The organism is Stenotrophomonas sp. 107298_Sma, from assembly GCF_056480345.1.
On the sequence record NZ_CM151094.1, the window covers coordinates 2,720,582 to 2,738,802 of the forward strand.

The following is an 18,221-nucleotide window of genomic DNA, read 5'->3' on the forward strand; positions in this document are numbered from 1 at the left end:
AAGCCTGACCTGCCCCGGTAGATGCCAACCTTGGTTGGCGCTCCTGCGACAGAGCAGCGCAGCGTCTGTTCGACGCCGCGCATGCCAACCAAGGTTGGCATCTACCAATGCATGCATCGGCATGCCACGCGCATAGCGGTGTCACCAGACAGTCATCTGTCTAGCGCACCATTTTCACGTTGACCCACGGCATCCGCAGCGCCCGCGGTCGCATCAGCTGTCCCTCCTTTCGAACTCCATGAGCTCCGCGCCCATGCGGTGGCTCGTGCCTGCCTGAGTGTCCGTAACATGACGAAGACTTTGTTGGCCGCTGCGCTGTCCCTGGCGCTCGCTCCCGCGGCCTGGGCGCAGGATGCTGCCCCGACCTCCAGCACGCCCTCCGCCACCAACCTCGATGCGGTTTCGGTGATCGGCAGCGGTGAAGCGCGCCAGGTGCAGCGCATCACCCGCGAGAACCTCGACATCCTGCCGCCGGGCACCAGCCTGCAGAAGACCCTGAACCTGCTGCCGGGCGTCAACGCGCAGTCGGCCGATGCGCTGGGCACCAACGAACAGTCGATGACCCTGGGCCTGCGCGGCTTCAACTCCACTCGCCTCGGCTACACGCTGGACGGCGTGCCGCTGGGCGACGGTGCGTACAACAACTACAACGGCCTGACCATCAACCGTGCGCTGATCAGCGAGAACATGGCCGGCGCCGAACTGGCGGTGGGCATCGGCAGCCTCGGCACGCCGTCCACCAGCAACCTCGGCGGCACCATTTCCTACACCTCCGACCGCCCAGCCCAGGAGCTGGGGGGCCGCGTGGTGCAGACCTTCGGCAGCGATGCCAACCGCCGCACTTTCGTGCGCGTCGACAGCGGCGAGTACAACGGCTTCTCCGGCTACGTTTCCGGCATGAACGCCGTCTCTGATCTGTGGAACGACCAGACCGCCTACAACACGTCCACCACCAAGCAGTTCAATGCCAAGGGCGTGTGGAACTTCGGCCGCGGCCAGATCACCGGTTTCGTCGATACCTCGCGCACCACCCAGGCGGACTACTTCTACCTGTCCAAGGACGAGATGTCGCGCGGCCTTGGTTGGGACTGGGGTGGCTATGCGCCGGACTGGAACAAGGCGGTGGCCAAGGCCTACTGCAATACCGCCAGCCTCAACGCGAAGAAGTGCGACAACAGCGGCCCGGACAAGGACGCCGATGGTGCATTCACTGCCGGGCAGATCCTGCGCGATGACAACCTCTACTACCTGGCCGGCGACTTCTTCCTGGCCGATGGCTTCAGCCTGCGTGCCCTGGCCTACCACCACGATGACCGCGGCGAAGGCCACAACTGGAACAGCGGCGCCTGGTCGAACAAGGGTACGGCGCAGGAGATTCCGATCATCTTCCGCAACACCATCTACACCATCGACCGCGATGGCGGCACGCTGTCGTTCGACTGGGAGCTGGGTGCACATCGCATCGAAGGCGGCGTCTGGTACGAACGCAACACCAGCAGCGCCGAACGCTACCAGACCGCCGTGGACGGCCCGCGTGACCTGAGTGGCATGAACACCCTGCCCTCCGATGTCGGCGTGTTCGCCCAGCGAACGCGCTGGAAGACCCACCAGTTCTTCCTGAAGGACACCTGGCGCCTGCTTGATGACCGCCTGACCCTGGAGTTCGGCGCCAAGAGCCCGCACGCCACCTCCGATGCACAGGCGCTGCCGGGCGATGCGAAGACGCCGATCTCGCCGACCTCCAACAACCAGTTCGCCACCGGCTCGTTGAAGGCCAGCAGGAATTTCCTGCCCAGCATCGGCGCCAACTTCCGCCTGGCCGAGCACCACGAGATCTTCGCCAGCTACGCCGAGAACATCGCCATGTACCAGGGCGGCTTCAAGCTCGGTCCGCAGGCGGTCAGCCAGGCCACCTGGAATGCACAGGGCAACCTGAAGCCGGAAGAGTCGCGCTCGCTGGAAGCCGGCTACCGCTTCGTCACCGATACCCTGCAGGCCTCGATCGCAGCCTACAGCGTGCGCTTCGACAACCGCCTGCTGCAGTACAATCCCTGCGATTCGCGGCAGCCGGTCGGCCCGACCTGCGGCAACCGCTTCTACAACGTCGGCGGCGTCGACAGCCGCGGTGCCGAGCTGACCGTGCTGTGGACCCCGAACGAGCACTTCAGCTGGTACACCTCGGCCTCGCTGAACCGTTCGACCTACGCCTCCAACTACGTGCAGGCCGGTGTCGAGCAGCAGATCAAGGGCAAGATCCAGACCGATACACCCAAGCAGCTGCTGGCCACCGAGATCACCTGGCGTGACAACGGCTGGTTCGCCAGCCTGCGCGGCAAGTACACCGGCGAACGCTTCTACACCTACACCAACGACCAGGGCTTCGGCGGCTTCACCGTGTTCGACCTGGCCGGCGGCTACGACTTCGGCCAGATTGGCTTCGCCAAGGGCATGCGCCTGTCGTTCAACGTGACCAACCTGACCAACAAGCGCTACGCCAGCAACCTGGATTCGAGCGTATTCGCGCCGAGCGACCCGGCCGGCAAGCTGTACGTGTTCCATGCTTCGGCACCGCGCCAGGTGTTCGGTACGATCGACCTTCGCTTCTGATCGACCACCCGGAGTCCACCGATGCTCGCGACCGCCCTGCTGCTGGCCACCCTCTCCGCCGGCGGATACTCCGCTCCACACGAGGCCGCTGGCGCACCGCCACGCACCCTGCAGTTGGGCGGTCGTACTTACGTGGATAAAGGCCTGGTCGCCGCCGGGCGGCTGCCGGCAGGCACGGTGGACTTCCTCGGCGACACGCTGGGCTCGTTCTCGTCGCTGGCGGTACAGCCTGGCACCTGGAAGCGCACCGCCAGCGGCTACGAAGGCGTGCTGTGGACACTGCCCGACCGCGGCCGCAACGATCCCGAGGCCGGCCTGTTCTACGACTACACTGGACGCGTGGAGCGCATGCAGCTGCGCATCGACGTTACGCGAGGCAAGCCCGGTGCGCTCGGTACGCTGTCGATGGTCCCGGACAAGGGCGTGGTGCTGAAGGACTTCAACGGGCAGCCGTTCACCGGTGCCGACCCGGGTGAGCACACGATCACCCAACGCGATGTGGTGCTGCCCTCGCCGGCCAGCGGCGCGGGCGCCGGCAAGGTTTCGCTGGATGCGGAGTCGCTGCAGTTCACCGCCGATGGCCATTTCTACATCGGCGACGAGTACACCGCCAACGTCTATTACTTCGATGCGCAGGGTCAGCTGCAGGGCGTGATCGTGGCGCCCCCTGCGATCAGGCCGCAGCGCGAGGGCAAGCCGGCGTTCGGCTCGCTGGCGCCACCGCAGACCGGCCGCCGCAACAACCAGGGCGTGGAAGGCATGGGCCTGTCACCCGACGGCACCCGCCTGTTCGTCGCCCTGCAGAGCGCCACACTGCAGGACAGCGCGCAGGGCAACGCGGCGGGCCGTATCAACACCCGCGTACTGGTCTACGACGTGACGGCCTCGCCGACGCCACAGCAACCTATCGGCCATTACGTGATGGCCCTGCCCGCCTACGCGCAAGACGGCAAGGGCAAACTGGACCGCACCGCCGCGCAGAGCGAGCTCCGCGTGCTGGACGACCATCGCTTCCTGCTGCTGGCCCGGGATGGCAATGGCCTGGGCAAGGACGTCGACGACCCGATCGTCTACAAGTCGGTGTTGCTCGTGGATGTGGCCGATGCCAGCAATCTGGCCGGCAGCACCTACGAAACCGGCACGACCTCGGTACTGGCTGATCCCACCGGTACCACGTTGAAGGCAGGCATCGTGCCCGCACGCAGCGACGAACTGCTGAACCTGCTCGACCGCCCGCAGCTCGCGCGTGCCGGGCTGGATCTGGACACGATGCGCGGCCCACATGCCGGGCTGCTCTCGGAAAAGTGGGAAGCCATGGACGTGCTGCCGGCGCTGGACCCGCAGCATCCGAACGACGTGCTGTTGTTGATCGGCAATGACAACGACTTCATCGCCCGTCACTGCCGCATGCAGGGCCAGCGCTGCGATAGCCCGTACGACAACGACAACCGCGTGCTGGTGTACCGACTGACCCTTCCCTGACCGCAACGGGTAGTGCCGCAACCGTCTCGCTCGAAAGCCTGGTAGTGCCGGCCGCTGGCCGGCATCACGCCCAGACCGACCACGCATGCAGATACTCGCCAATCTGCTCGGCAATACCGGCGCGTACCGGGTTCCCCTGGATGTATAGGGCTGGCCGCGCCAGCGACTCCTCAGCCCTCACGGCGTGGTCGAAGTAGCCAGGCTGCCACACCGTACTTCGACGACCCGCCAGGCGATTCAGGGCAAGCGCGCTCGACGACTTCATTCGGCGCGCAATGTCTGGAAGGTGAGCTGCACGCAGCTCGAACATCCAGTGGACGTGATCCGGCATGACGACCCATGCGAGTGACTGCACCAGCCCCCGCCGCTCGATGTAATGAAACGGGTCGATTACACATGCCACTGCAGCTTCGCTTTCAAAGAGCCGGCGGCGCTGATGTGTGGTCGTTGTCAGAACGTAGACCTGACCGACAATGGAACGCCGGCCCAGGCGGAGGCGGTGGCTGCTCATGCCTCATCGTGGAGCGATCATTGGGCGTTGAACGTCAGGCCATGCCTCGATGGATGTTCGGAGATGTCTGAAGTTGAATGAGGTTGCCGGCCGGCGGACGGCACTACCGGGGCCATGGGTTGCCGGCAGGTGGTCGGAATATGCAGGACTCACCCGCGCAGAGTGGCGCCGCCGTCTACATACAGATCGCTCATCGCCACGTGCCCGGCCTGCTCGGAGAGCAGGAACATCACCGAGTGCGCGATGTCCTCCGGGGTGGCCAGTTTGCGCATCGGGATGCCGGCCTTGTACGTCTCCAGGTTGCCAGCAATCACCCGCTCTGCGCCATGCTCGTCCTGCCACATGCCGGTCTGCATCGGGGTCAGGGTCGATCCCGGGGCGACGATGTTGCAACGGATGCCGAGCGGTGCCAGCTCCAACCCAAGGCAGCGGGTGAACATCGTAGCGGCTGCCTTGGATGCCGCGTAGGCGGCCATGCCGTGCCGAGGCACGCCCGCCGCGTTCGAGCTGACGGTGACGATCGCACCCTGCCGACGTGGTGACATCACCCGCGCCAGCGCACGCCCCACATGGAACACGCCATCCGCATTGACTGCGAAAACCCGGCGCCAATCGTCATCGGTGGTGCCGATCACCTCGCCCACGTGCAGCACCCCGGCCACGCTGGCGGCGAGGCCGATCGGCCCGATGCTGGCTTCTACACGATCCACCAGCGCATCCACCGCCGCACTGTCGGTCACATCAAGGGCAAACGCCTGCACACGTGCATCCGCGACCACGGGCGCATCGCGATCGGTCGCCACCACCGTGCAGCCAGCCTCGGCCAGCAACCGCACCAGGGCCTCACCGATGCCACCGGCGGCGCCGGTCACCAGGGCCACGCGGCCTTCAAAACCGGTCAACTGCATGTTGCGATCTCCTGTTGCTCATCCCAATGGCGCAGGCGCGCCGACAACCATGGCGCCAGCTGCGCCACCGCATCGCGGCCGGTCAGCTCAGCATGCAGGAACGGCAGTTCAAGTGCCTGCACCGTGAGTGCGTGTGCACGCCACAACGCCGATTGCAGCTGCGGCCGTGCCTGATGGTCTCGACCCGCGCGCACATGCACCAGCGTGCCCACGAACGGCCGATGATGATGCTCGCGTATCAAGCGATTGGTGCCGGTCACCGCACGCACTACACCATCCAGCACCACGTCCGGCAGGCTGCCCAGCGCGCTGCCGCCACGACGCAGGAAACCAAGGATGCGCTCACGGCTGTCCAGCTCCGGATGCGCATCCGGATCGTGCCCGGCAATGGCCAGCAGCGCACGCAGCGCCGCAATCGGATCGGGTTCCGGCTCGGCGCGCCAGCATTCGCTGGGGTAGGCATCCAGCAGCACCAGCTCGCCGACTTCGCGACCGATCTCATGCAGGCGCACCGCCATCGCCTGGGCGAGGATGCCACCCACCGACCAGCCCAGCAGATGCACCGGCCCCTTCGGATGCAATGCGACCACCCGCTGTACGTAGTCGTTGGCCATCGCCTCGATGCTGCTCGGCAGCGGCTGCCGCGCGTCCAGTGCCGGCGACTGCAGGCCGTACACCGGGCGGGCCGGCTGCAGTGCCCGGGCCAGGGTGCGGTAGTTCCAGGCGATGCCACCGGCCGGGTGCAGTACGAACAGAGGCGTGGGTCCGGCAGCTTCGGTCGCGGCCAGCGCGATTACCGGCCCCAGCGCGTGATCAGCCAGCGCGGGCGGCTCGGCAATGCGTATCGCCAGCGCGGCCACGGTGGGCTGCGCAAACAAGGCACCCAAGCCGAGGTCACAGCGCCAGCGCTGCTCGATCGCCAGCAGCAGGTGCACCGCCGACAGCGAGTCGCCGCCGAGACTGAAGAAGTCCGCATCCACCGCCACTGGCGCTTCACGCCCGAGTGCCTGGGCAAACAGCACCGCCAGCTCCTGTTCCAGCGGCGTGCGCGGTGCCAATCCAGCGACGTCATGCTGTGGTGGTTTAGGCAACGCGTTGCGGTCGAGCTTGCCGTTGGCGGTCACCGGCCAGTGCTCCACGCCGACGAAGGCCGACGGCACCATGTAGTCCGGCACGCGCGTGGCCAGATGGCTGCGCAGCGTCGTCGCCTCGGCAAGGGCGGAAGGCACATAGGCCACCAGCCGGGCGTCGCCAGGAGCGTCCTGGCGCAGCAGCACCTCCACCCGATCCATGCCCGGCAGCTCGCGCAATGCCGCCTCGATCTCGCCCAGTTCGATGCGCAGGCCGCGGAGTTTTACCTGATGGTCGCTGCGGCCCAGGTATTCGACTGCGCCGTCGCTCCGCCAGCGCGCCACGTCGCCGGTGCGGTAGATGCGCTCCCCTGGCAGGAAGGGATCGGCCAGGAAGCGCTCGGCGGTCAGATCATCGCGGCCGAGGTAGCCACGCGCCAGCTGCACGCCCCCCAGATACAGGTCGCCCGGCACACCCACCGGCAGCGGCTGCATCCGCGCGTCCAGCACGTACAGGCGGGTATTCCAGACCGGGAAGCCGATCGGTACCGGCCGTGAGCGATCCTGCGCCGAAGCCGGCCAGTAGCTCACGTCCACTGCCGCTTCGGTCGGGCCATACAGGTTGTGCAGTTCGGCCTGCACGCGCGCATGGAAACGATCACGCAACGACGCGTCCAGCGCTTCGCCACTGGTGAACACGAGGCGCAGCTGCAGGCCTTCGGAGGCCGGCGCGGCAAGGAACGCATCGAGCATCGACGGCACGAAATGTGCGGTGGTGATGCCATGCGCGCGGATCAGCCGCGCCAGCTCGGTCGGATCGCGATGCGCATCCGGGCCCGCCACCACCAGCGTCGCGCCGCACAGCAGCGGCAGGAAAAACTCCCAGACCGAGACGTCGAACGTGGCCGGAGTCTTCTGCAGAACACGGTCATCGGCACGGATGCCGTAGTGTTCGCGCATCCACAGCAGACGGTTGACGATGGCACGGTGTTCGATGACCACGCCCTTGGGCTCGCCGGTCGAGCCGGAGGTATAGATCACGTAGGCCGCATCGTCAGGTGCCGGATCGGCCCACGGTGCGGCAAAACTCAGCGCAGTCCACTGCTCCGGCGCGAGCACCGGTACGCCGGCCACGCGCGCCGATACGTCCGCCGCAGCCAGTACGCACACCGGCTGTGCCGACGCGAAAATACGTGCCAGCCGCTCATCGGGATGGGCCAGGTCCAGCGGAAGGTAGGCCGCGCCTGCTCGCAGCACCGCGACCAGAGCGATCACCAGCTCCAGCGAGCGCGGCAATGCCACCGCCACCACGCTGCCCGGGCCGACATCCATCGCCCGCAGCTGTGCCGCCAGCGCGAAACTGCGCGCTTCCAGCGTTACGTAGTCCAGCGTAGTGTCGCCGAACACCAGCGCTGGAGTGTGCGGATCCCGATCCATGCCCTGCTGCAGCAATTCAACCAGTGTGGTCTCAGGAAGCGCGTGCGCGGTGGCATTGAAACCGTGCAGCACCTGCTGCACCTCGTCGGTCGTCGCCAGAGGTACGGCTGCGATATCGTCAGCCTGCAGTGCCGCCGACACAAAATGCAGCAACCGTGCCGCGTGTGCCTCGACATCCTCGCGACTGTACAGCGCGGGATTGGCCTCGATCTCCAGATCCAGCAGACGCTGGCCATCGCCACGGAAGCCCAGCGTCAGGTCATCCACCGGCCCGGTGCACAGCACCTCCAGCGCCGCCTGCACGCCAGTCAGCACCAGCGGCTTGTAGAACGGCTGCACATTCACCAGCGGACCGTGCAGGCGCTGCTGCGCACCCACCAGGCCCAGGTCCCGGCGCAGTTGCTCGCCGCGGTAACGGCCGTGCTTGCGCCCCTGGCTGAGCTGACGGCCCAGCCCGCGGGTAAAGGCCTCGACGCTGCCCTCGGCGGCCGCCACGCGCAGCGGCAACACATTCATCACCATCGCAGGCACCCGCGCCGACGCGTTGCCGAGCCGCCCCATGTAAGGAACGCCCAGCACCACTTCATCGGCAGCGCTCATCCGCCGCAGGTACTCGGCCGACAACGCGGCCAGCACGTCCGGCCAGGGCTGCAGCCAACGAACCGACGCCTGCAGCAGCTGTTCCCGGAATGCCGCATCGAGCGGCTGTACCCAGCGCAGCGCGTCCTCACTGGCAGCGAGCGTACCGGCCAGGCCGACGCCCGCCGGGGCGCCCTGCATGTGCGCGCGCCACCACTGCCCGGCCTGCGCCCGGCCCGGATCGGCACGATAAGCGGCATCATCAGCCAGCACGCCCGCCAGCCCTGGTAGTGACTCACCGGCACGACCGGCATACAACGCGCACACCCGGTCAGTGAACAGCGCCATGCCGTAACCATCGGCCGCCAGATGATGCGCGCGCAGGTACCAGACCCAGCGCTGCCCGCCCAGCTCAAGCAGCACCTGCTGACTGATCCGGTCGCGGGTGGGATCGACCGGGCTCAGCCGGTCGGCGTGCATCAGGTTGCGTGCCGCAGCGGCGGGATCCGCCTCAGTGGACACATCCCGCACCGAAAGCAACGGCACGTGTGCGGGGTCATGCCACTGCAGCGGCTGGCCATCGGCCCCTTCGGCAAAGCGCAGTGCTAAGGCCTGGGCCTCGCCTGCAGCCTGGTCTGCCGCTGCGACGAACGCGGCCACGTCCAGCGGGCCATCGATCCACACCGCGTGCGCGGTATTGAATGACGGGTTGTCCGGTGCCAGCCGCTGTGCGAACCACAGTCCCGCCTGGGCCTCGGTCAATGCCACCGGCGTGGCCAGCGCGACGGCGTTCATGCGCTCTGCGCGGCCTGCAGCGTCTGCACCACGTTCCACCACTGGCGCAGCGTGGTGTGTTCGGCCAACTGCGAGAACTCCAGCGGCAGGCCGGTGTTGCCCCAGGCCAGGACCAGGCCGAGCATGCGCATCGAATCCAGGTCCAGGTCGATCAGGTTGTCGTCGTCACCGATCTCGGCCGGTGTGCACTCCAGCACGCGCGCCACATCGGCACGCATCCGCTCCAGATCCAGCACCTCACCCGTGGCGGCCATCACAGCACCTCCAGCAGCTGGTCGGTGGTCATCGGCACCCCGCTGGTGCGTGCGATCCAGTGCAGCGCCTGATCGTGATCGGCACGCGAGAAGTCCGCCACCGCGTCAGCGGCGATGAAGGCCTCGATGTCACGCTGGAAGGCCTCGACCACGGTCGCGGTGCAGCCGATATGGGCGTACACGCCGGTCACCAGCAGCTGGTCGCGCCCACGTACCCGCATCAGCGTCTCCAGGTTGCTGCGCTGGAAGGCGCTGTAGCGGTGCTTCACCAGCACGTGCTCGCCTGGCTGCGGTGCCAGCGCCTCGATGATCGGTTCGTGGTCGGCGCTGCGGCGCATGCCCGGCCCCCACAGATCGGCCTGCAGGCCGCGGTCGCGGCGATCCTGGTCACCATGCTGGGCGGTGTAGAACACCGGAATGCCGTGCGCGCGGCAGTGCGCCAGCAGGCGCACGATGTTGTCCACCGCCGGCCGCAAGGGCGTGCTGCCGGCGTCGAATGCCGCCAGGAAGTAGCGCTGCATGTCGTGCACCAGCAAAGCCACACGATCGCGCTGCGGGCGCCACGGGCCACGCGCCTGCGGCAGTTCGGCGGCGGTCGGCAAGGGATAGTCGGTAATACGGGGCAGCGCCATCAGCGCGTTCCTCCTGTCTGTTGCAGATGACGCGCACGCAGCTGCGCGCGCAGTTCGCGGCGGCTGATCTTGCCGACCGCAGTGGTATCGAAACTGTCGACGAACACAATCTGGTCGGGCACCTTGAACGCGGCCAGGCCACGCCCGCGCATCCAGGCCTTCAGTGCCGGGGCCTTGAACGGTTCGCCCTGCGGGATCACGAAGGCGCAGCTGCGCTCGCCCAGGTACTCATCGGGAATGGAGACAACGGCGGCGTCGAACACACCCGGGTGCGCCAGCAGGTGGTCCTCGATCTCCTCAGCGGAGATCTTCTCGCCAGCGCGGTTGATGTGGTCACCCGCACGGCCCTGTACCACCAGATAGCCACCGGGCAGCTGCTGCACACGGTCGCCGGTGCGATAGAAGCCGTCGTCGGTGAACGAGCGCGCATTGGCCACCGCATCGTTGTGGTAGCCACGGATGGTGTACGGGCCACGGGTGAGTAGATGCCCCACCTCGCCCTCGGCCACCAGCTGGTCATGGTCATCGACCACGCGCACTTCATCATCCGGACTGATCGGCCGCCCCTGGCAGGCCACGATCAGTTCTTCCGGATCGTCCAGGCGGGTGTAGTTCACCAGCCCTTCGGCCATGCCGAATACCTGCTGCAAGGTACAGCCGAGGCCGTCGATCACCCGCCGCGCGGCTTCCGGCACCAGCTTGGCGCCGCCCACCTGCAGTACCTGCAGGCTGGACAGGTCATGCTTGCTGGTGGCGGCGGCCTGCGCCCACAGCAACGCCAGCGGCGGCACCAGGCCACAGCAGGTCACCCGCTCCCGTGCGATCAGCGGGAAGGCCGCATCCGGTCCGGGGCCGGGGCTGAGCACCACGCGGGCGCCGGCATACAACGCACCGAAGAAGCCGGGCGAACTCATCGGGAAGTTGTGCGCGGCCGGCAGCGCGACCAGATACACGCTGTCGCGGTCGATGCCGCAGATGTCATTGCTGGCGCGGAACGAATAGATGTAGTCGTCGTGCGTGCGCGGGATCAGCTTGGACAGGCCGGTGCTGCCACCGGAGATCTGCAGGAACGCCACCGACTGCGGATCCGGGTCGGCCGGCAGCTGGCTGCGGTCGCCCTGCAGCGACTCCAGCGCGGTGAACTCCGCTGCATCGCCATCGATGACCACGTGGCGCACCGCAGGTACGTCTGCCTGCAGCGCCCGCGCGAGTCCGCGATGATCGAAGCCGTCGTGCAGGTCGGCAGTGATGTAGGCACTGGCCTCGGCCTTGTTCGCGAAGTGCACCAGCTCGGTGATGCGATGCGCAGGCAGTGCGTACACCGGCACCAGTCCGGCCCGGAACAGGCCACAGATCGTAGTGATGAAGCCAGCGGTGTTGCCCAGCTGCACCAGCACCCGCTCACCGGGCTGCAGGCCGAGTGCCAGCAGGCCGGCACCGATGCGACCGGCTTCGTACCACAGCTGCGCATAGCTCAGGCGGACGTCACCTGACACCACCGCGATGTCATCCGCATAGCGTTCCGCGCGCTCGCGCAGGAACGCCGGGAAGGTCTCGCCACGCCAGTGACCGGCCTCGCGATAGCGCGCCATCAGTTCATCAGGCCATACCTGCTGCAGTGGCAGGCGGGAAGAATCAGCGGAGGTATTCATGCGGCAGGCTCGATGGCGGGCGCCGATTCATGGACACCCAGCGCGTTCAACAGGGCAGCGAACTTGGCTGCGGTTTCAGCCACTTCAGCCTCGGGCTGCGAATCGGCGACGATGCCGGCGCCTGCGTACAGGCGCAGCTGCGTGCCCTGCAGTCGCGCGCAGCGGATCGCCACGTACCAGTCGCCATCCCCCTGCGCGTCCAACCAGCCGACTGCACCGGCATAGAAACCGCGCGGCACCGGTTCCAGCTCACGGATGCGCTGCAGTGCCGCCAGCCGTGGCGTACCGCAGACTGCCGGCGTGGGGTGCAGCTGTGCCAACAGTTCGGCTGCAGACGTCTGCGGATCCTTCAGGGTGGCGTGGATGCGGGTTCCCAGATGCCACATGCTGGCAGTCGCATGCAGCGCCGGCCGCGGCTGTGCATCGATGTGGCTGCAGTACGGCGCCAGGCCATCGACGATGGCTTCGACCACGTGGCGATGCTCGTCATGGTCCTTGCGCGAGGCCAGCAGCGCCTGCGCGGCACGCTCGTCCTCGGTGGCATCGGCGCTGCGGCGTGCGGACCCGGCCAGCGGGTGCGACAGCAGCTGCACACCACGCTTGCGCAGCAACAGCTCCGGCGTTGCGCCAACCAGCCAGGCCGGGGCCCGCCCCAGTTCGACCGGCAGCGGCACCGCATAGGTGGCCACCGAGGGGTCCGCACCCAGCCGTGCCAGCAGTACATCCGGCGAAAGCGCTTGCCGGGTGCGGGCCAGCAGGCTGCGCGCCAGCACCACTTTATGCAGATCCTGTTCGGGCGCGCGCAGGGCCTGCACCGCAGTGGCCACGGCGGCGGCATAGTCCACCGCTGCGGGCTCTGCACGCAGCTCACCCTCCAGCGGCGGCGCCGCCTGCGGCTGCAACGGCAATGGCGGCAGCAGCCGCTCGGGCTGGTACAGCGCATCATCAGCACGCGGCTCGAACGGCACCGCGCCGACCAGCAGGCCGGGGCCGCCACGCTGCTGGGCGAAGAAATCCGCAACACGCTCAGCCAGGGTTGCCAGCGCACCACTCGGCAGCGCGGCCCGGCAACCGCGCGCATGCACATGCTGACCCGCATGCTGCAACAGGAACAGTGCGGCGTCGTCGATGGTATCCAGGGCCGGCGGCGCAGCCTCCGGCCACGCGCCCTGCATCAGGGAATCGTTCATGAGGTCTCCTTCATCCGATACGCGGCGGCCAACGCGCACAGCAACAGCAGCAGCGCACCCACCAGCAGATAAGGCAGGCTGGGCCCACCGCGATACAACAGCGTGCCGAGCATCGGTCCGGCCACCATGCCCAGCCCCTGCGCGGCAGCAACGGTGCCGGCGGCAGCACCCTGCTCGTGTGCTTCCACCGCGTCGGCAGCCAGCGCCTGGAACGAGGGGAACACGAAACCCATGCCGAACGCGGCCAGCGCATAGGCTGCCGGCAACTGCCAGGCCTGCTGAACGCCGGCCACCGAAGCGAAGCCGATGCCGGAAATCAACGCACCCAGGATGATCCAGCGCCGCGGATGCACCTCCAGCTTCATCACCAGCGCCTGCGCCAGAATCAGGCCGACGCCGACCGCAGTGAGCGCGATACCCGCCATGCGTGCGCCCGCCGCTGCATCCAGGCCGAGGCGATCGATCGCGAAGAAGCCGACCGTCACCTGCGCGATGGTCACCGAGACCATCGCAATGAACGCCGCCAGCTGTGGCAGGCGCAGGCGCGGGTCGAGACGGCTCATCGGATGGCGGCGTTGTGCAGAGGCGCTCTCCACTGGCGGTGTGGCCGGCAGCCGCCAGGCCAGCAATGCCAGCGCAAGCAGCGGCAACAATGCGGCCACATACAGCGCCAGTGACAGATTCGTATAGGCCAGCCAGCCAGCGGCCGCCGGCCCCAGCACCATCCCCAGCGCGTTGGCGCTGCCCAGGCGAGCGAGGAATTTGGCACGTTGGCCGGTCGGTGCCTTGTCGGCGATCAGCGCGGCAGCGGTAGGGGGCACGGCGGCGTAGAACAGGCCGATCAGGCCACGCGCGCCGACCAGCACCAGCACCGATACCAACACAGGCGGCACTGCCTGCAGGGCAACGTCGATGAACACCGCCAGCGCGATGTAGACCAGGGTGTAGGCGCTCATCGCCAGCATCAGCACGCGCTTGCGGCCGACGCGGTCGCTGAGCTGGCCCCAGGGGCGCGCGGCCAGCATCCACAACACGCCGGCGGCGGTGACTGACAGGCCGGCATGCCACTCGGACAAACCGAGCATGCGAACCACCGGGCCGATCACGGCGACGAAGGACATCATCGCCATGGTGCCGATCAGGGCAGCCAACACCAGCGCCGGCAAGCCGGGAACGACGGGACGTGCGTGCATGGAACACCAGCCGTAACAGGAAAGGATGGCCGGGCGCGTCTACACGCCCCACCCGGCACCGACCCTGCTCAGGACCAGATGCCACCCTTAAATGATAACGGCTCGTATTTGCATTTGATACCCATTCTCTTGAATGGGCATGCAACAGTGGGTTCAGCGCATTGCACGCAGGCCCAGCAGACCACGGCGCTTGAACCACCACTCCAGCGGCAGCGTGACCAGCGGCGGGATCGCTGCCAGCAAGGCCAGCGCGCTCGCCCACCATGGCCAGCGCAGGTGCACTGCCGCAAACAGGGTGACTGCCACATAGACCAGGAACGCCACGCCGTGCAGCGGCCCAAACAGCTTCACCAGCGCCACATTGGCCATCGGGCCGTACTTCATCCACATGCCGATGAGCAGGCCGGCCCAGGTCACAGCCTCGATGAAAGCGACTGCGGCGAACAGGCGTCCGGTCGGGTGCATGGGGGAACGTTCGGTCACGCGGAGCTCCGGCATCGGGATATCAAATGCGAATGATACGCAGATGCGGACGTTCCGGACACCGGCGGGTAGCGCCGGGCCATGCCCGTCGCGCGCAGCGGGGCAGGGATATGGCGTGTCCACCCAGGTGGACACCTACCGGAGCGTCTGCGGCAACACCTGCTCACCAATCTCGCGCAGCACTTCATCCATTGCCCGCCCGTTCTCGACCAGATTGAACATCACGTGCGCCACACCCTGCGCATGCACACGCAGCAGATAATCACGCAGGCCATCGCGGCCAACCTTCAGGCCCAACGGCAAGGGCTCGGGCGGCGCCTGCGGATCCGCCTGCAGGTCCAGCAGCATCGACTGCACGAAGGGTTTTGCCGATCCACCACGCTGCGCCAGCGCTTGCTGCCACAGGCCGATGCGCCCTTCCTGAGCGACCTCCTCGCGGTGATAGGTAGCCCAACCTTCGGCTTCGCGCGCGATCCACTGCAGGCTCTGCCGCGCGGTGCCCACCACCAGCATCGGAATGCGCGCGGACGGTGCCGGCAGCACCTCGAAGCCGCCGGTGGCATCCAGGACCTCAGCGCGCTCGTCGGTGTCGAGGGACAACGCGGCACGCAGTAGCGACCAGCGCTCACGGAACGTCGCCGCCCTGCCCTCCAGATCCTCACCGAACGCGGCGAATTCCTCCGGGCGGTCACCCGAACCCAGGCCGAGCACGAAACGCCCGTCGCTGATCCGGTCCAGGCTCAACGCGGACTTCGCGACCTGCAACGGCTGCCGCAGCGGCAACACAATGGCCGCGCTGCCGACCACGATGCGCTCGGTCGCTGCGGCAAGCATGCCCAGCCACAGGAACGGATCGTCCAGCGCGCTCGCTGTCGCATCCGGGCCCTGCGGCACCATCAACGGCACATCGCGCGCCCAAAGCGCGGCAAAGCCGAGATCGTCGGCCAGCCGCGCGATGCGCCGCGCTTCGCGTGGATCGGCCAGTCCATGTGCGGCGACAGGCGTCATCAGGCCCAGGCTGAGCCCTTGTTGCGGAAACAACGAAGCGTACGCGGGATTGAAATCACTCATGCCCTCAGCTTAGCGTGCAGGCATGCGGCTGCGATGACGCGCCGCCCACCAAGGAAAGAACGCTGCATGCCGAAGATCCGCCCCGCCCACATCGACGACGTGCCTGCGATCAGTGCGCTGTGCATGGCCGCCTTCAACGAAGCCGTGGCGCCTTCGCTCAGCGCGGCCGGCATCGCCACATTCGGCAGCGTCGCCGCCGCCGATGCGTTCGCCGCGCGCCTGCAAGGTGACAACCACATCCTGGTGGCCGAGCAGGATGCGCGCGTGGTCGGCGTTGTTGAACTGAAAGAAGGCCGCCATCTGGCCATGCTGTTCGTCGACCCCGCCTGCCAGGGCCGGGGCATCGGCCATGCCTTGTTCGAGGCAGTGCTGCTGCGGGTGCGCGAGCCGGTGCTGACCGTGCGCGCCTCGCTCAACGCCGTGCCAGTCTATGAGCGCTACGGCTTCGTGCTGGACGGCGAGGTCGGCGAGTTCAACGGACTGGTGTACCAGCAGATGCTGCGGGCAGCGCCCTGACGGCATCCGCCGGGCACGGTCCGTCGCTACCTGGCAGTGCAATAAAGGCGTCATGCCCTCGCGCATGCCCGTCATAAGCAAACTGCATCAGTCAGCGGCCCGGTCGTTCCTACAATGGTCCATCACCCTGTCCTTCGAGATGTGCCGATGCGCGTCGCGCTTTCCATGTTGCTGCTGGCTTCGGCGCTGAGCGCCTGCTCCCCGGCCCCGGTGTCCACCGCCAACTCCGCCGAGGCGCCCGCGCCGGCCACTGCCATTGCCTGGCGCCAGGGCGACGTCGACGACGCCTTTGCCGAAGCCGCCGACAGCGGCAAGCCGGTGCTGCTGTACTGGGGTGCGGTCTGGTGCCCGCCATGCAACCAGCTCAAGGCCGGCCTGTTCAAGGACCCGGCCTTCATCGCGTTGACCAGCAAGTTCGTTCCCGTCTACCTGGATGGCGACGAGGAAGGTGCGCAGGCCTGGGGCGAACGCTTCGGCGTGCGCGGCTACCCGACCCTGATCGTGCTCGACCCACAACGCAACGAGATCACCCGCGTCGCCGGTGGCAACGATGCCGCCCAACTGACCCGCGCCCTGACAGTGGCGGCGGGCCGCCGCAGTGCGGTTGCCGCCACGCTGGCCACCGCCCTGGCCACACCGGACAGGTTGGCGGCGGAAGACTGGCAGGTGCTGGGCGACTACGGTTGGGAGGTGGATGCCAACCGCCTGGCCGGTGAGCGCAAGAGTGAAGACGTTCTTCGCCAGCTGTCCAGGTCCGCACCGGATGCGGCCCTGCAACACCGCTTCGCGCTGCTGGCGCTGGCCACCACCGACACGCCCAGCGCGGCACCCACCGAAGTGCGCGAGCTGCTGCAGGCAGTATTGGCACAGCCTGTCGAAGTGCGCCGCAACCGCGAGCTGCTGGGCTATGCAGGCGCCAAGCTGGTGAAGCAGGCCAGCGCAGGGCCGGCCACGTCCACCACCCTGGGCCAGCAATTGCTGGTGGCATTGGAACGCGCCGACGCCGAGCGTGGTGACCGCGCCGACGATGCCCTGTCGCGGGCCCTGACCGAAGTTTCGCTGGTCCGCCAGCAGCAGCCGAAGGGCGCGCTTCCGGCGGCGCTGGTGGAGCGGGTCAAGCAACGCACGGCCGCCGCCGATGCCGCCGCCACCGATGCCCATGCGCGCCAGGCCACGATCAGCAGCGCAGTCTATGCACTGCGCGAGGTCGGCGATGATGCCGGTGCCGAGGCGCTGCTGCTGGCCGAGCTGAAGCGCAGCGAGCAGCCGTACTACTACATGCCCGAGCTGGCTGAACTGGCGGAGCAGCGCGGCGACACCGCCGGCGCGCTGGAGTGGCTGAAGCGTGCCTACGATGGCGCGCAGGGCCCGGCGACCCGTGTGCAGTGGGGCGTGCTGTACGTGGAAGGCCTGCTGCGGCTGGCCCCGGACGATGCGCCACGCATCGAGCAGGCGACCGCCTCATTGATCGCCGAGCTGGAGGCGCAGCCTTCGGGCTACCACCAGCGCACCCGCCAGCGCTTCGAGCGCCTGGCCGGGCAGTTGAAGGCGTGGAGCGGCAAGCACCAGGGCGCGGAGACACTGGCGCGACTGCAGCAGCGGATGCAGCAGGCGTGCGGCGAGCAGGTGGATGGTGCATGCAAGGATTGGTTGAGTTGAGTTGATGAAAGCGCTGGCGGCTGGTTCACCTGCCGGCGCTTTTGTTGATACGTGCGGGAGGGGGCGGGGGCAGTACATCAGCACGCCGGTGAGCGTTCGAAAAGCGGGTTCTGGTAGTGCCGGCCGCTGGCCGGCAACCCGACCTTCACTGATTGCCGGCCAGCGGCCGGCACTACCACGTC

Annotated in this window: 14 protein-coding genes; 4 read left to right on the forward strand and 10 right to left on the reverse strand. The window is 67.6% G+C overall.

Annotation, left to right across the window (positions count from 1 at the left end):
* Positions 1-288 precede the first annotated feature (288 nt).
* Together ACZK2G_RS12825 and ACZK2G_RS12830 are read left to right on the forward strand one after the other, a co-directional pair.
* Positions 289-2,607: a TonB-dependent receptor gene (locus tag ACZK2G_RS12825; RefSeq protein ID WP_478473527.1), complete on the forward strand. Its 2,319-nt coding sequence runs from the start codon at positions 289-291 to the stop codon at positions 2,605-2,607.
* Between the two features lie 21 nt (positions 2,608-2,628).
* On the forward strand, positions 2,629-4,089 hold the full coding sequence (locus ACZK2G_RS12830) for an esterase-like activity of phytase family protein (protein ID WP_478473529.1): 1,461 nt from the start codon (positions 2,629-2,631) through the stop codon (positions 4,087-4,089).
* A 64-nt stretch (positions 4,090-4,153) separates the two neighbouring features.
* On the opposite strand, the gene ACZK2G_RS12835 is transcribed toward ACZK2G_RS12830, so the two are convergent.
* From ACZK2G_RS12835 to ACZK2G_RS12880, 10 genes are all read right to left on the reverse strand, one after another.
* Positions 4,154-4,600 carry an REP-associated tyrosine transposase gene (locus tag ACZK2G_RS12835; protein ID WP_046986172.1) on the reverse strand — a complete coding sequence of 149 codons (447 nt, stop codon included), beginning with the start codon at positions 4,598-4,600 and terminating at the stop codon, positions 4,154-4,156.
* A gap of 149 nt (positions 4,601-4,749) precedes the next feature.
* Positions 4,750-5,508 carry a 2,3-dihydro-2,3-dihydroxybenzoate dehydrogenase gene (locus ACZK2G_RS12840; RefSeq protein WP_478473531.1) on the reverse strand — a complete coding sequence of 253 codons (759 nt, stop codon included), beginning with the start codon at positions 5,506-5,508 and terminating at the stop codon, positions 4,750-4,752.
* Positions 5,499-9,389 carry an enterobactin synthase subunit F gene (locus ACZK2G_RS12845; RefSeq protein WP_478473532.1) on the reverse strand — a complete coding sequence of 1,297 codons (3,891 nt, stop codon included), beginning with the start codon at positions 9,387-9,389 and terminating at the stop codon, positions 5,499-5,501. Before ACZK2G_RS12845 ends, ACZK2G_RS12840 begins: the two co-directional genes overlap by 10 nt.
* A complete protein-coding gene (locus ACZK2G_RS12850; protein WP_010485231.1) occupies positions 9,386-9,643 on the reverse strand; it encodes a phosphopantetheine-binding protein in 258 nt (85 codons plus the stop codon). The genes ACZK2G_RS12845 and ACZK2G_RS12850 overlap by 4 nt, the downstream gene beginning before the upstream one ends.
* Positions 9,643-10,275, reverse strand: a complete 633-nt coding sequence (locus tag ACZK2G_RS12855; RefSeq protein ID WP_241888130.1) for an isochorismatase family protein — start codon at positions 10,273-10,275, stop codon at positions 9,643-9,645. Before ACZK2G_RS12855 ends, ACZK2G_RS12850 begins: the two co-directional genes overlap by 1 nt.
* Positions 10,275-11,927 carry a (2,3-dihydroxybenzoyl)adenylate synthase gene (locus ACZK2G_RS12860; RefSeq protein WP_478473533.1) on the reverse strand — a complete coding sequence of 551 codons (1,653 nt, stop codon included), beginning with the start codon at positions 11,925-11,927 and terminating at the stop codon, positions 10,275-10,277. The genes ACZK2G_RS12855 and ACZK2G_RS12860 overlap by 1 nt, the downstream gene beginning before the upstream one ends.
* Positions 11,924-13,117 (reverse strand): isochorismate synthase, encoded by a 1,194-nt coding sequence (locus ACZK2G_RS12865; RefSeq protein ID WP_046986166.1) that lies wholly within the window; start codon positions 13,115-13,117, stop codon positions 11,924-11,926. The genes ACZK2G_RS12860 and ACZK2G_RS12865 overlap by 4 nt, the downstream gene beginning before the upstream one ends.
* Complete coding sequence (locus tag ACZK2G_RS12870) at positions 13,114-14,310, reverse strand: MFS transporter (RefSeq protein WP_426355724.1); 1,197 nt, start codon at positions 14,308-14,310, stop codon at positions 13,114-13,116. The genes ACZK2G_RS12865 and ACZK2G_RS12870 overlap by 4 nt, the downstream gene beginning before the upstream one ends.
* Before the next feature lie 153 nt (positions 14,311-14,463).
* On the reverse strand, positions 14,464-14,775 hold the full coding sequence (locus tag ACZK2G_RS12875; RefSeq protein WP_136638053.1) for a DUF3817 domain-containing protein: 312 nt from the start codon (positions 14,773-14,775) through the stop codon (positions 14,464-14,466).
* A 153-nt stretch (positions 14,776-14,928) separates the two neighbouring features.
* The gene (locus ACZK2G_RS12880; RefSeq protein WP_136637864.1) at positions 14,929-15,864 is read right to left on the reverse strand and encodes a TIGR03571 family LLM class oxidoreductase; all 936 of its coding nucleotides are present in this window, start codon (positions 15,862-15,864) and stop codon (positions 14,929-14,931) included.
* Positions 15,865-15,930: 66 nt separating this feature from the next.
* Between ACZK2G_RS12880 and ACZK2G_RS12885 the strand changes: the two genes are divergently transcribed.
* Positions 15,931-16,380: a GNAT family N-acetyltransferase gene (locus ACZK2G_RS12885; protein ID WP_046986162.1), complete on the forward strand. Its 450-nt coding sequence runs from the start codon at positions 15,931-15,933 to the stop codon at positions 16,378-16,380.
* A 147-nt stretch (positions 16,381-16,527) separates the two neighbouring features.
* On the forward strand, positions 16,528-18,039 hold the full coding sequence (locus ACZK2G_RS12890; protein WP_136637863.1) for a thioredoxin family protein: 1,512 nt from the start codon (positions 16,528-16,530) through the stop codon (positions 18,037-18,039).
* The last annotated feature ends 182 nt before the right edge of the window (positions 18,040-18,221 follow it).